Annotated in this window: 10 protein-coding genes; all 10 read right to left on the bottom strand. The window is 29.3% G+C overall.

Going from position 1 to position 15,234, the window contains the following annotated elements; all coding sequences use genetic code 11:
• Window positions 1-75: 75 nt before the first annotated feature.
• Entirely contained in the window at window positions 76-1,218 is a 1,143-nt protein-coding gene (locus HMPREF9131_RS02225) for a lipopolysaccharide assembly protein LapB (protein WP_009345121.1), read from the bottom strand.
• Window positions 1,208-1,975 carry a hypothetical protein gene (locus tag HMPREF9131_RS02220; protein WP_004824346.1) on the bottom strand — a complete coding sequence of 256 codons (768 nt, stop codon included), beginning with the start codon at window positions 1,973-1,975 and terminating at the stop codon, window positions 1,208-1,210. Before HMPREF9131_RS02220 ends, HMPREF9131_RS02225 begins: the two co-directional genes overlap by 11 nt.
• Before the next feature lie 10 nt (window positions 1,976-1,985).
• Window positions 1,986-3,695, bottom strand: a complete 1,710-nt coding sequence (argS, locus tag HMPREF9131_RS02215; protein ID WP_009345111.1) for an arginine--tRNA ligase — start codon at window positions 3,693-3,695, stop codon at window positions 1,986-1,988.
• Window positions 3,696-3,704: 9 nt separating this feature from the next.
• Window positions 3,705-6,071 (bottom strand): endonuclease MutS2, encoded by a 2,367-nt coding sequence (locus tag HMPREF9131_RS02210; RefSeq protein ID WP_009345099.1) that lies wholly within the window; start codon window positions 6,069-6,071, stop codon window positions 3,705-3,707.
• A complete protein-coding gene (locus HMPREF9131_RS02205) occupies window positions 6,068-8,395 on the bottom strand; it encodes a U32 family peptidase (protein WP_009345135.1) in 2,328 nt (775 codons plus the stop codon). The genes HMPREF9131_RS02210 and HMPREF9131_RS02205 overlap by 4 nt, the downstream gene beginning before the upstream one ends.
• Window positions 8,385-8,933, bottom strand: coding sequence for a cell division protein ZapA (gene zapA / locus HMPREF9131_RS02200; RefSeq protein ID WP_004824338.1), 549 nt, complete (start codon window positions 8,931-8,933; stop codon window positions 8,385-8,387). The genes HMPREF9131_RS02205 and zapA overlap by 11 nt, the downstream gene beginning before the upstream one ends.
• A gap of 8 nt (window positions 8,934-8,941) precedes the next feature.
• Window positions 8,942-11,323, bottom strand: coding sequence for a phenylalanine--tRNA ligase subunit beta (gene pheT / locus HMPREF9131_RS02195; RefSeq protein WP_009345101.1), 2,382 nt, complete (start codon window positions 11,321-11,323; stop codon window positions 8,942-8,944).
• Window positions 11,324-11,331: 8 nt separating this feature from the next.
• Window positions 11,332-12,354, bottom strand: a complete 1,023-nt coding sequence (pheS, locus tag HMPREF9131_RS02190; RefSeq protein WP_004824342.1) for a phenylalanine--tRNA ligase subunit alpha — start codon at window positions 12,352-12,354, stop codon at window positions 11,332-11,334.
• A gap of 81 nt (window positions 12,355-12,435) precedes the next feature.
• Window positions 12,436-14,043 carry a gamma-glutamyltransferase family protein gene (locus HMPREF9131_RS02185; RefSeq protein ID WP_009345089.1) on the bottom strand — a complete coding sequence of 536 codons (1,608 nt, stop codon included), beginning with the start codon at window positions 14,041-14,043 and terminating at the stop codon, window positions 12,436-12,438.
• A 94-nt stretch (window positions 14,044-14,137) separates the two neighbouring features.
• A complete protein-coding gene (locus HMPREF9131_RS02180) occupies window positions 14,138-15,226 on the bottom strand; it encodes a PIN/TRAM domain-containing protein (protein WP_009345102.1) in 1,089 nt (362 codons plus the stop codon).
• Between the last annotated feature and the right edge of the window lie 8 nt (window positions 15,227-15,234).

Below are 15,234 nucleotides of genomic sequence, written 5' to 3'. Positions count from 1 at the left end.
AAAAGTTTTTTATAATTTTTTTACTTTATTTTTACGAGATATATATTATCTTATTGCGACAACTCGTATAGTATACTATGATTTATTTTTCTTGTCAATAGTTTCTTCTAAGTTTTTTATAATTTTTTCTATATTTTCGTCTGAGTGTAATCTGTAGGATTTTTTGAAGTTTTCTAGAGCTTCTTCAAGTTTATTTTCATTTAAATTTATAGTAGCTAAATCATAATAAAGTATATTTGATTCCTTTTCTATCTCTATTGCTTCTTCTAATATTTTCTTTGCTCTATTTATTTGTCCTTCTTGGGCATATGCCATAGCTAGTAAACTTGCATTTTCATCTGTAATTTTTTCTAGATATGATAATTCTAGAAATTTTGATGCTTCTTCAAATTTTCCTAAAGCGTAGTTTACTTTTCCTTTTAATAAGTTTAAAAGCATTTTATCCTTGTAGTCTAAGCTAATTTTTTCTAATGCTTGAAGAGCCTTAAAATTATCTCCGTATATTATATAAGTTTGTGCAGCTTCTATTGATACAAAGTCTTCTATCTTTACAAGTTCCTGTCTTACCTCTTCTTTTGTTGATTCTTCTTTTGAATAAAAAAGGTATTTTTCAAAATATAATTTTGCTTTTATGAAGTGTCCTCTGTTTTCGTATATATAGGCTAGCCTTAGGTAGGGTGGAGCAAATTTTTCGTCTTCTTCTATCATATCTAAATAATTATTTATTATATTACTTTCTGCTTGTTCTAACTCTTTATAGTCAAATTCATCCCTATTTTTATCTGTATAATATTCGATTACTTGGTATTTGCTAAATAAGATTCTTTTATCAAAGCCATATAGGTTTTCATAAGCTTGTAAATATATTATTGCTGAGGCTGAATCATTTTTTAGTGATTCATATGCCTTACTTATTATATATTCAAAGGGTTCTTTAAGAATATCTTTTATATTTTTTATATATATCTGAGAATTTTTAATATCTTTTTTTATTCCTATTAGATAAATCATTGAGTCTATGAATTTTTCCAAATCTATGCCAGCATAAAAAGATTTATCCCTAAGACCTTTTTTTAAATATGAAAATTTAAGGGGATAATCTATCCCCTTTTTTAAATACATATCATCTTTAATTTTTATATTTTCTTTTAGTTCTATAAATCCTATTCTCTCAATTTTTTCATTAATTTCTTTTTCTAGTTTTTCTTCAATCGTCATAATATTCTCCCATATAGGCTCTTTTTCTTCTTGTTGAATTGTTTAATATTGTAAATAAATTGCCCCTAAAGATTGCATAAACTCCAGTCAAAAGAAGGGCGATTATCGCCTTTATATTGCTTGTGCCCATTAGTGGTGACATTTGAAAATTGCCAAGAGGAATGTCGATTACATTTGACATCATTAATCCTTGTGCAATTGAAAATCCCATAACTTGTGTTATTAATAAATATAATATAAAAGGTAACATCCATAAAAAGGCATTTTCTTTTAAAAATTCTACGCACTTGCTATAGGCTTGAGTATAAGTATTTCCTCCAATATATATTTCTTCTGCTATGGGGTTAAAAAGAACTACTAAAATCACGCTTATGAATAAGTGTGCTACGGGTAAATTTCCAAGCATTGGTGTTATCCATGAAATTATTATCAATATAAAATATACTGAATATATTGATGAGAAATAGTCTGTAAATGACCTTGTAAAATTGTTAAAAGATATTCTGTTGTAATATATGACATCACTAAGCATAGAAAAATAACTAGATAATATCATAGAAGATACTATAGGCAACAAAAATCCAGATAATACCCCTAAAGTTGGGGCTATAAATATTGAAAAAATATTTATAGCTATTTGATATAAGGCTCCATAAAAAATTGGTCCTAATAATATTACAGGATTATTTTTTATGTTTTTAAGTGTTTTTTTTATGGCTTTATTATAAACTAAAGTTAAATCTTCAAAAAAACTCATAAAGCCTCCTTTACATCTTTTCAGGTGCTTTAATTCCTAACAAATCAAGCCCTTCTCTTATAACATTTTTTACGCTATAGCATAATAATAGTCTAGTATTTTTTGTTAGCTCATCATCTACAAGTATAGGTCTTTGGGTGTAAAATTTGTTGAAATTTTTTGCAAGTTCTACAATATATCTTGTAATAATATAGGGTTCAAATTTATTATGTGCATCTATAACTACATCTGTGAAATTGTATAAATTTCTCAAAATATCAACTTCTTCTTGACCTTGTAATAAGGAGAAATCAAATTTCTTATCTAAGGAAAATTCACCTTTTTCTAGTAGTGATGATATTCTGGCGTGTACATATTGAACATATGGACCGCTTTCTCCTTCAAAAGATAGAGTTTTGTCCCAATTAAATACATAATCTTTTATTCTTTGGTTGAATAATTCTTGGAATTTTATTGCTCCTATACCAACAATTTCAGCCAACTCTTCTTTGTTTTCAATTTTTCTTGATGTTTTTTCTTCTCTTTGGTCTAAAATTTCTCTTACTTTTTCTATAGCCCTATTCAAAACATCTTCAAGATATACTACCTTACCTTTTCTTGTTGATAGGGTTCCGTCTTCTAAAGATACCATACCAAAAGCCACATGGATTATTTCATCATACCAATCAAAGCCTGCCTTTTTAAGAGCAGCTTTTAATTGTTTAAAATGCAAACTTTGTTGAGAACCAACTACATAAATGCTTCTGAAAGGTTTATAATTTTCGTGTCTATATTTTGCTGCAGCTAAATCTCTAGTCAAATAAATTGTTGTACCATCACTTTTAACTACGATTGCTGGCGGCAAATCATACTCATCTAAGTTTATTACCTCTGCACCTTGAGATTCTTCTAAAATATTTCTATTTCTTAAATCTTCAATCAATGCAGGCATCTTATCTGAATAAAAACTTTCTCCATTATAGGAATCAAATTCTATATCAAGCATCTTATAAACTCTGTTAAATTCTTTTAAGGAAACTTCTTTAAACCATTTCCAAATCTCTACAGCTTCAGGATTTTGGTTTTCTAATTCTTTAAACCAATATCTGCACTCTTCTTTAACTTCTTTGTCTTCTTCTGCTAATGTGTTGACTTTAACATAAAGTTTTAAAAGCTCATCAATAGGATTTTCTTCTATTTTTTTCTTATCTCCCCATTTTTTGTAGGCATATATAAGCATACCAAATTGAGTTCCATAATCTCCCAAATGGTTTATTGCTATGGTATTATAACCTAAAAATTGATAAATTCTTTTTATGGAATCTCCGATTACTGTTGATCTGATATGACCTATATGAAATGGTTTAGCTATATTTGTAGAGGAATATTCTACGCATACATTCTTTCCCCTACCTATGGTGCTTTTGCCAAAATTTTCTTTTTTATCAATAGTTTCTTTTAGGACTTCTTCTGCCAAAATATCTTTATCTATAAAGAAATTCAAATAAGCACTTTTATTTTCAATCTTTGCAAAATATTTAGATTCAATTTTTTTTGCCAACTCTTCTGCTATAATTGCTGGGTTTTTTCTGTAAATTTTTGCTAATGAAAATACTGGAAAGGCAAAATCTCCCATTTTATAATCAGGTGGAATCTCAACCATTCTCTCTATTTCATCTTTATTCAAGCCCTCGATATTTTCATTTAAAATATTTATAATTTCTTCTTTAAAATTAATCATAATCTCTCCTTATTTTAAAATTACTCTAGTTACTCCATCTCCACCTTCATTATAGGGTGCATCTGAATATGATTTAACATTTTTTTGTTTTTTTAGGTATTCTCTTAATTTTTTCCTTAAAACCCCTGTGCCTTTACCATGGATTAAGTTCACTGTTTTTAAGCCAGCCAAAAAGGCGTCATCAAGATATTTATCAACAAGATCTCGTGAATCCTCAAAGTTTTTACCCCTTAAATCTATCTGGCTTTTAACATCCATGGTTTTTGATTTAATGATGTTTCTGGTTTTTGTCTTTGACACTTCATCTATTGGATCAATCTTTGTAAGAGATTCTTTTGGTACTTTCATTTTCATTATACCTGATTGTATATAGATATTACCTTTACTATCAGGCAATTCCAAAACTGTAGAAATATTTCCAAATGAATTTCTTACCTGATCGCCTACTTTTATATCTTCAATGGGTTTTTTTGCCTTTTCAATTACAAATTTCTTGTCATTATCAACTTTTCTTATGCTATTTCTTAATAAATCACCCGACTCTTGTATTCTTCGTGCTTGGTCTGATGAAATCTCAGCCTTTAAAGATGATATCTCATCTAAAATTAAGTCCACATTTTCCTTAGTTGATAATAAAATTCTTCTCGCCTCATCTTTTGCCTCTTTAAGAATTTTCTCCTTAGAATTTTCAATCTTTTTTAATTCATTTTCAAGCCTTGCGTTTTGCTTTTCCAGATCGCTTTTATGTCTTTTTGCAAGTTCTTTAAATTCTCTTGTCTTGGTCCTATCTTTTTCAATAGATGCAAGAACTTTTTCAAATTCTATATTTTCTTGAGATATAAGATCCCTAGCATGATTTATAATTTTTTGAGATAGACCAAGCCTTTTTGAAATCTCAAAGGCATTAGATTTCCCAGGCAGACCGATTAAAAGTTTATAGGTGGGGCTTAGGGTATTTATATCAAATTCCATTGATGCATTTTTTACCCCTTCTGTTGTCAGAGCATAAATCTTTAGCTGATTGTAGTGGGTTGTTGAAATACATCTTATTTTTCTTTCTAACATAAAATCCATTATTGAACGAGCAAGAGCCGCTCCTTCTGTGGGATCTGTTCCCGCTCCTAATTCATCAAATAATACTAATGAATCTTCATCTACTTTTTCTAAAATTTCTACAATATTAGTCATATGTGATGAAAAGGTAGACAAATTTTGCTCTATAGACTGTTCGTCACCTATATCTGCAAATAAATTATTAAATATGCCCACTTGTGAATCTTCATCGGCTGGTATATGTAAACCATACTGAGCCATAAGCTGTAAAATTCCTAGGGTTTTTAAAGTTACTGTTTTTCCACCCGTATTGGGTCCTGTTATTATTAAGGATGTAAAATCTTTACCTATATAAATATTTATAGGTACTGCAATTTTCCTATTTAACAATGGATGATAGGCATTTTTTAAATCAATATATCTATTTTTATTGACCTTGGGAAGATTTGCTCCCATATCAAGAGATAATTTGCCTTTAGCAAAAATAAAATCAATTTCTCTTAAAATTAATTCGTTTGACTCAATAGAAGTTGAAACTTCAGCGACTTCTTCAGATAATTCTTTTAAAATTTTTTCAACTTCTTCTTTTTCTTCAATTTTTAAAGTTTTTATTTCGTTATTAGCATTAACAACTTCAATAGGCTCAATGTATACAGTTTGCCCTGACCCTGAAATATCATGGACAAGACCTTTTACCTTTGACTTGTTTTCATTTCTTACAGGAATTACATATCTACCCTCACGCATAGTGATAATACAATCTTGAAGATAATCTTTTTGACTCTGTAAAATTTTTTCTAGCTTTTCTCTCAAAGAGCCTTGCAATTTAACTATGTTTCTTCTTATTGAAAGAAGTTTTCTTGATGCATCATCAGCAACTTGATCTTCTGATATTATTTTTTTATTTATGGAGTCTTCTAAATTTCTATTAATATATAAATTATCAATTAAATCTTTAATTATACTTATGTTTTCTGTATTTTCATCCTTATCATCTTTTTTTAAGTAATTTTTTAAAAGCCTAGAAACTCTTAAAAAATTACTTATGTCAATAAGATTAGAAGGGTTTAATATTCCACCTAATGATGCTCTTCGTAAAACATCTCTTAAGGAAATAATTGCAAAAAGAGGCGGTTCCCCTTTTTTTACAATTAAACTTACAGCTTCAGAAGTTTCTTTTAACCTTTTATTAATTTCTTCATAATCGGTTGATATTTCTATTTCATCTATATAATCTTTGGTTATGTTTGCAGAAGCAAAATATTTTAATTTATCTAATATCTTATTAAGTTCCAAAGTTCTTATAGCTTTTTTAAAAGTCATAATATCCCCCTGTGGAAGTGTCCCTTTGTTAATGAATGAGTTTTTTCTTTAATCTTAATCTTTAACTTTTCTGTCTTTTCTTTATTGTAGCCTAATTTGTAATGTGAGTAAACATCTTCTAAAAATTCATCTGAAATGATATATGGGCTTATATTTAATTTTTTTAAATCGTTCATTTCCTTATCTAAAAATATAGGATAGGAATTTAAAATTTCTGAAATATGTCCTCTTCTGATCAGTTCAAAATCAACATTTTTTTCATCTCTCAAATAATAATTTGTATATGCACAATTTTTACAGTTAGAATCATCCAAACAACCCTTGACTAAAGCGTATGGACAATGGTGCATGGTCATAACTGGTATTTTTCCATAAACAATTAGGCTTAAATTGAAATCAGTATTTTCCCTTATCTCTTTAATTTGGGATAAATTCAGTTCAGGAGATAAAACTGCAGAAGAAAAGCCAATTTCCTTCAAAAAATTAAGATCTGAAATATTAAAAATATTAAGTCCAATATCAGCGTGAAGGCTAAAACCTAAATCCCATAACACTTCAATTTGACTTATATTATTTATAAAAATACCCTGTATTTTTTTATCTTTAATATTATCCCTTATTTGTTCAAGCTCTTTAGAATCATAAATTTTCCCTAACTTTATATATACTTTTTTAAAATTTAATTTATCTAAATCTATCTTAGCTAAATCTTCATATCTTAAAATTATCTTAATATTTTCATCATTAAGTAGTTTTAAATGACTTAAAGAGGAAATTTCAACAAAGATTTTGCCATCTTCTTTCTTATAAGTAGGTGCTTTTTTAAAATTTTCTTCTCTTTCATTTCTATCTACGGCTGATAATTTTTCCTCAAATATGCTGACCAATTCCCTTCTCATTTGATTAATCTGAGAGGTTTTTAAAAATGAATCTTCATCCATTTCAATATTTATATTTTTTATCCTAAAAACTGTATCCCCTAATTTTTCTAAAAGGTCTTTTATCTTTTCTTGACTTAGTGGAGCATTTTGCGATTTTTCCACAAAATCTTTTGAATAAATATCTATTGTATAGCCAGAACAATATCCTATTAAATGGGCTTTTTCTCCCTTTTTAATTTTCATATTTAAGTCTAAATCTAGAAAAAAATCATCTTCTCTATTAATCTTTTTTTCTAATTTTTTTTGTAAATCTATGGAAAAAGTTCTATTAATCACTGAGGGAACTTTTATTTTTTTATTAAAATTTATCTCATATATTTTGTCTTTTTTAAAGTCCTTAAAAGATTTTTGCCCAACTCTCTCTTTAAGTCCTAAAAATTCCAATCCATCTCCAACTTCAATATCCCTACTAAATTTTACCTTATAATAATTTCCTTTACCTTCAAAGACTTTTCCAATCTCAATCCCTCTGTTATCAGGTCTATCTATGGAAATAAAATTTTTACCAAAATCTTTATTATTAATGCCTTTAGTAAATCCCCTATTAAATATCTGCAGGACTTCTTCCCTATCATTTTTATTTAACTCGCCATCAAGAACTTTTTTATAGGTGCTAACAATTTGATATACATACTCTGGATTTTTCAACCTACCTTCGATTTTTAAAGAATAGGCTCCCAAGTCTATTAAATTTTTTACAGTATCTAAAGAATTCAAATCTTTTGGAGATAAAAAATATTGTCTTTGTGAAAGACTTTGGCCATTTTTACTTATGAGTTCATAAGATTTTCTACAAGCACCCCTACATTCTCCACGATTACCAGATTTTCCTCCTATCATTGAAGACATCAAACATTGACCTGAATATGATACACACAAGGCTCCATGAATAAAAACTTCAATTTCTAAATTCGTCTTTTCTTTTATGAGTTCAAGTTCATAAAGTGGTGTTTCTCTAGCTAAAACTACCCTAGAAAACCCTAAATTTTCAAGAAATTTTGCCCCATAATAATTATTTATTGTCATCTGTGTAGAAGCATGAAGTTCAAAATCTTTTAATTCTTTTTTTATTCTCATGGCAAAGCCAATATCTTGCAAAATGAGTGCGTCAACACCTATATCATATAGGCTTTTAACAAAATCCATTGCCTCATTCATTTCCTTATCTGCAATTAAAATATTTACTGTTACAAAAACCCTCTTATTTCTCAAATGTGCATAATTTACTGCTTTTTCAATTTCATCTACAGAAAAATTTGATGCCTTAGCCCTTGCTGAAAATTTTTGACCACCCAAATAAACTGCATCGGCACCTGCCGATATTGCCACAATAAATGTTTCGTAATTTCCTGCAGGTGCCAAAATTTCATAATTATTTCTCATCATATAAACTTTCCAATTCTCTTGATAAGTCTATTATCTTTTTTTGTGCTTGTTGATTTTGATTTTTTAAATTATTATTTTCTTTTCTTAAGTTACTAATATCTTCGTTTAGAATTTTGATTTTATCATTCTTTTTAAAATTATCACTAGATTTTTCTTTGAGTTCTTCGTTAGTTTTGTTGAATTTTTTACGCAAGTCTAAAATTTCATCATTGGATTGTTTATTGACTCCTCTTAATTTGGAAATTTCTTCCTTAAGTTTAGAAATTTCTTCAACCTTTTCTAAAGCTTGTGCTTTATCCTGACTGATTTTGCCCATTTCAGCCTTTGATTTCTTTTCCTTTTGCAACTCATCTAGAATATTTAGAGCCGTTAAAATAGTTGATTCCAATTGATTTAACTTATAATTGGACTTTTCAATATTAGTAATTCTTTCATTTAACTCTGTGGCAAGATTTTTTATATAAGATGGGTCTTCTCCTCCTACCACATAGAATTTCATGTCTTTAATTTTTACTTCTACACGCTTTTGTGACATAAATCCTCCTAACTTCTCAATACTGCCCCCAATTGTTTTTCAATTGATTTTACAACATTTTCTGAAATAGTGCTGATATCATCATCAGTTAAGGTTCTATCTTTACTTCTAAATACTAAAGAGAAAGCTAAAGATTTCTTGCCTTTTTCTATATTATCTCCCTCATAAATATCGAATACTTTAAAGGATTCCAATAAGTCTTTTCCATTATCTTTTGCAATTTTTTCAATTTGAGATGCTTCAATATCTCTATCCATAACAAAAGCAAAATCTCTTTTTATTGAAGGATATTTGAAAAGTTCCTTAAAAGTATAATTATTAATTGAATTTTCAGTGATAAAGTCAAAGTCAAGTTCTGCTACATAAACTTTTTTCTTCATTGAGTAATTTTTAAGAACTAAAGGATGAACTTCTCCAAGTATTCCCAAACTGTGGCCCTTATAAAATATCTCTGCACATCTACCTGTGTGAAGATATGATTTTTTTATTCTTTTATAGGTAAAGCCTGATAGTCCTACATTCCACAATATTTTTTCAATGCTTTCTTTTAAATAATAAAAATCACCAATATCATAAAATCCCATTACAAGTTTTAATTTTTCTTCTGGTAATTCTTTTTGAGATTTAAAGAATGTATTTCCAATTTCAAATCCTGCTACATTTTCATTAAATCTTGCTGCATTTTTGGAAAGAGCATCGATCATTGAAGGAATTAGAGAAGGTCTCATAATAGAATAATCTTCGCCTAAGGGATTCAAAATATTTAAAGTATCTCTTATTGGGTCATCTTTATCAATATTTAACTTATCAAATATTGTTGGGCTTACAAAAGAATAAGTCATAAATTCATTGTAGCCAAGCCCAGTCAAGAAGTTTTTAATTCTTATTTCAATTTCCCTGTAATGAGGGCGAGAGCCAACTGAAAGTTCCCCACGCAAAGGCTTTTTTTCAATATTTGCATAGCCATAAATTCTTGCCACTTCTTCAATTAAATCTTCGGCTATATTTATATCTCTTCTAAATGTTGGAACTTTTGCGCTTATTATATCTCCATTAATTTGACATTTAATTTCAAGCCTTTGCAAAATAGATGCAATTTCTTCTGTTGAAAGTTCTATGCCCATTAGGTTGTTATTTTTTTCTTTAGAAAGTTCAATTACTTTTTCTTCTACCTTATTTTTATATACATCAATATGTCCATCAATAACATTACCAATGTTTAAAGCTTGAGCCAAATGGCACATACGATTTACAGATATTTCACAAAGATTTGGGTCAAGCCCCTTTTCAAATCTTCCAGAAGCTTCAGAGCGAAGGTTTAATCTTTTTGATGTTTTTCTGATATTGTCTTCATTAAAGCAAGCTCCTTCAATTAAAACATTTTTAGTGTTTTCGTTGATTTCAGAATCCAAGCCTCCCATTATTCCACCAAGACCTATGATTTCTTCTCCATCAGTAATTAAAATATCTCCACTTTTCAAATCTCTTTCTTTTCCATCAAGGGTCTTAAATTTTTCTCCATCTCTTGCTTCTCTAACTACTACTTTTTTATTTTTCAAAGAGTCTAGGTCAAAAGCGTGCATAGGAGTTCCTAATTCAAGCATAATAAAGTTAGTTAAGTCAACAATATTTGAAATTGGTCTAACTCCTGCTGCCATCAAATAATTTTGCATCCACAAGGGTGATGGTTCAATTTTTATATCAGATAAAACTCTTGAATAATATCTATAACAATTTGGTGTGTCTATTTGAATATCTTCTAAAAAGTCCTTGATATTTCCTTTGGCATTTTTAACTTCAACAGAGGGTCTTTTTATTTTTTTATCAAGAGTTGCCGCTGTTTCTAGAGCCATGCCTATGATTGATAGACAATCTGGTCTATTTGGAGTAATTTCAAACTCTATAATTGGTTCATTTAAGTCTAAAAGTTCTATTACATCTGCGCCAACTTCTGTATTTTTTGGAAAAATAAATATCCCATTTCTTGCTTCTTTAGGAATAACAGAAACATCGTATCCAAGTTCTTCTAAAGAACACATCATCCCTTGTGATTCTACTCCTCTAAGTAGTCCACTCTTAATTTCTATTCCATTATGAAGTTTTGCTCCGTCAAGGGCTACAGGGACAATTGCTCCTTCAAAAACATTTTTCGCTCCCGTAACAATTTGTAAATCTTTATCTTTAAAATTAACTTTGCAAACAACTAATTTATCAGCATCAGGATGCTTTTTTATTTCTATAATTTTACCAGTATATACACCTTCTATGCCCTCAGACCTTGTAATAATAGATTCAACGTGAGAACCTGAGTCTGAAAGTTTATCTGCAAGTGTTTTTATATCTTCATCTAAATCTATATAATCCTTCAACCATTTAATAGGTACGTACATTTCTCCTCCTAAAATTGTTCCAAAAACTTAGTATTATTTTCAAACATCATTCTAATATCTTTTATGCCATATCTTACCATGGCTATTCTGTCAATTCCCATACCAAAGGCAAAGCCTGAATAAATTTCAGGGTCAATACCACAATTTCTAAGAACGTTAGGATGAACCATACCGCAGCCTAAAAGTTCCATTGACCAACCTGTATGATTACAGCTAGGGCATCCCTTGCCTTTGCAATTTGGACAAGTGGTATCTACTTCCAAAGAAGGTTCTGTAAAAGGAAAATAATGAGGTCTATATCTTGTTTTCATATCTTTTCCAAAAAATGCCTTGACAAAATAATCGAGCGAATGCATTAGATTAGCAATTGTTACATTTTTATCTATTACTAGACCTTCCATTTGGTGGAACATTGGTGAGTGTGTTGCATCAACTTCATCATTTCTAAAAACTCTTCCTGTACATATCATTCTCAAAGGAGCTCCTATTTCTTTCATAGCTCTGATTTGACAAGGTGAAGTTTGTGTTCTAAGTAATTTTTTATCATCAAAATAAAATGTATCTGTCATATCTCTGGAAGGATGATTTGCCGGAGTATTTAATAAATCAAAATTATTTTCTACAGTTTCAATTTCAGGTCCGTCATATACTAAAAATCCCATTTTAATAAACAAATCTTCCAAGTCTTCGATAGTTCTTTTTAATGGATGGTAGTGTCCAAGAATTAAATTATCAGTTTCTAAGGTAACATCTATTCTTTCAGCTTTTAACTTTTCTTCCAAAAGTGCATTTTTTATAATATTTTCTTTTTCTTTTAGTGAGTTTTCAATATTTTCTCTAATTTCATTGGCAAGGGCTCCCATTTTAGGTCTTTCTTCCTTAGAGAGTTTGCCCATTTCCTTTAAAAGTCCCGTTAAGGCTCCTTTTTTACCTAAATATTTTATCTTTATCTCTTCAATTGTTTTTAAATCTATGGCATCCTTAATATTATTTAAAGATGCTTCTTTAATTTTGAAAAGTTCCTCTCTCATAACATCCTCCCTTTTTTCCTTATAATTATACCATTAGGATAAAAGCAATACAAAAATTTTTCTAAATATACTTACAATAAATTAATAAATACCAATATATCCGTCAGTTCTTTTTTCTGTAGCACCTACATAAGATCCGTTTTCTAGCCTTAAAATAATTTGTCCTCTGCCCATATCTGTATAATCAGATCTTATAATCATATTATGACCAAATTCCTTTAAAGTATTAATCATATAATTTCCGTAATCCATTTCTATTTCCACATTTTTATCTCCTGTCCACATAAATCTTGGAGCATCAAGAGCCGCCTGTGGATTCAAATTAAAATTAATCATATTTGTTAGTACTTGAACATGAGCCTGTGGCTGCATAAAACCTCCCATAATTCCAAAGGGACCTATTGCTTTATTATCTTTACTAATAAAACCTGGAATTATTGTGTGATAAGGAAGTTTTCCTCCACTCAAAGCATTTACACTGTTAGAATCAAAAGAAAAATTAGCAAGTCTATTATTTAATGCAATTCCTGTAGTTGGTACTACAATACCAGAACCGAATCCATTATAGTTTGATTGAATTAAAGAAACCATATTTCCCTCACTATCAGCCGTAGCCATATAAACTGTAGAAGGTGAAATAGGTAAAATATTTTTATAATTTTTTGCACAAGTTCCTATTAATTTTTTTCTTTTTTCGGCATATTCATCAGATAAAAGTTCATCTACTCTTTTTTTCATAAAAGATGGGTCTGAAATATATGTTTTGCCATCCGTCATAGCAATTTTTATAGCCTCGATAATTTTGTGCAGAGTTTTTGGGTCTTCCCTGTCAGTTAAAGTTAATTTATTTAAAATGTTTAACGCCATTAAAACTGAAACTCCGTGACCATTCGGTGGCATCTCCCAAATATCATAACCTTTATATTTTGTACTTATAGGATCTACCCATAAAGGCTTATATGCTTTCAAATCATCTATATCTAAAAAACCGCCAAGGTCTTTAACAGAAGTAGAAATTTTTCTTGCCAAATCACCACTATAAAAAGATTTCCCCTCAGTTTCTAAAATTTCTTCCAAGGTATTTTTCAAATTATCATTTTTTACTATATCTCCAGCTTTTGGTGCTTTCCCCTTATCAGAAAATACCTTGAAAAATTCTTCTAAGCCACAAATATCTTTTAAATTTTTATATTTATTAACTTCATCATCCCAAAGTTTTGCAACTTTTGGAGAAAGGGCGTAACCATTCTTAGCATAATTAATTGCTGGTTCAAAGATTTCTTTTAAAGGCAATTTACCAAACTTATTATAAATTTCAAACCAAGCCCCAACTGCCCCCGGTGTGTTTACTGAATCTACTCCAAAGAAAGGCATATCCTCATAAGATTTTTCTCTAAGAGCTTGTATTGATATTTTCTTAGGACTTCTACCACTTCCATTGATACCATATAATTTATTTTTATATGAAATTATGGCAAATAGATCAGCACCCAAACCATTACAGGTCGGTTCCACAACTGGCATAGAAATAGCTGCTGCAAGGGCTGCCTCAATAGCATTTCCACCTTTTCTTAAAATTTCAATACCCGCTAGTGCAGCACTTGGATTAGATGTTGCTACCATTGATTTATTTGAAAATACTACTCCTCTTCTTGAAGAGTATGGATAAGAATTAAAATTAAATTCCATAAATCCTCCTACTTATTTTTATATTTTAACATAAGTGAATTTTTTCAATGATAAATAAAGAAAAAACTCTGAATATATCAGAGCTTTTAAATTATTATTCATTAGGCTTTGCAAAAATCATTTTGCCTGCTGCAGTTTGTAGGGCGGAGGTAACTGTAACATCAATAGTTTTTCCAATAAGATGTTTGCCATTTTCGACAACAATCATAGTCCCGTCATCAAGATAACCTAAACCTTGGTTAAATTCACGACCGGCTTTTACTATTTGAATTTGCATTTCTTCTCCCGGCAAATAAACGGGTTTTACTGCATTGGCAAGTTCATTAATGTTTAAAACAGGAATTTTTTGAACAAGAGCGACTTTATTTAAATTGTAATCATTTGTTACGATTTTACCGTTTAAATCACCTGTAAGTTTAAGAAGTTTTGAATCAACTTCTGAAATATCTTCATAGGGTTCTTGTTCAATAACTAAATTTACATCATTGAGGTTTTGAATCTCCTTTACAACATCTAAGCCTCGTCTTCCTCTTTTTCTTTTTAAAGAATCAAAAGAATCAGCAATATGTTGCAATTCTTCCAAGACAAAAACTGGTATAACAATTGTCCCCTCAACAAAACCTGATTTAATAATATCCAAAATTCTTCCATCTATAATTACTGATGTATCAAGAACTTTTGGAGTCCCATCAAAGTTTTTATATTTTATTTTATCTTTAGGTGGTTTTTTGTTGGACACAACAAAATCTTTAATCTTAAAATTTAATACATCCTTATTTGAAAGACCAATTTTTAATCCTAAGTACCCAAATATTCCATATAAAATAATTGAGATGGCACTACCCACATAAGGAATTGGGATTTTGTATATAGGCTGAGAAATTAAAAAAGCCAATATAAAACCAATAATAATTCCTAATACCGCAAAGATAATTTCTGTTAATGACCTTTGTTTTAGTTCCTTTTCCCATATAGTTAAAAGTTCTATCAAAGAATTGAAAACTTTAGATGAAAAAATAAAAAATATAAGTGCAAATAAAATAACAATAACTAAAGAAATAACAAAGATAACATTATCATTGCCGATACTTTTCACCAAATCAATCTGAGTAATGATTGATACCAAAAAATAACCAGCTCCGGCACCAATAAGAGTAAACAAAATTCTAAATATTTTTGCCACTATAGAAC

This window comes from Peptoniphilus sp. oral taxon 836 str. F0141 (assembly GCF_000179335.1).
Taxonomy (GTDB): Bacteria; Bacillota; Clostridia; order Tissierellales; family Peptoniphilaceae; genus Peptoniphilus_A; species Peptoniphilus_A lacrimalis.
This window is presented reverse-complemented; position numbering and strand designations above follow the sequence as displayed.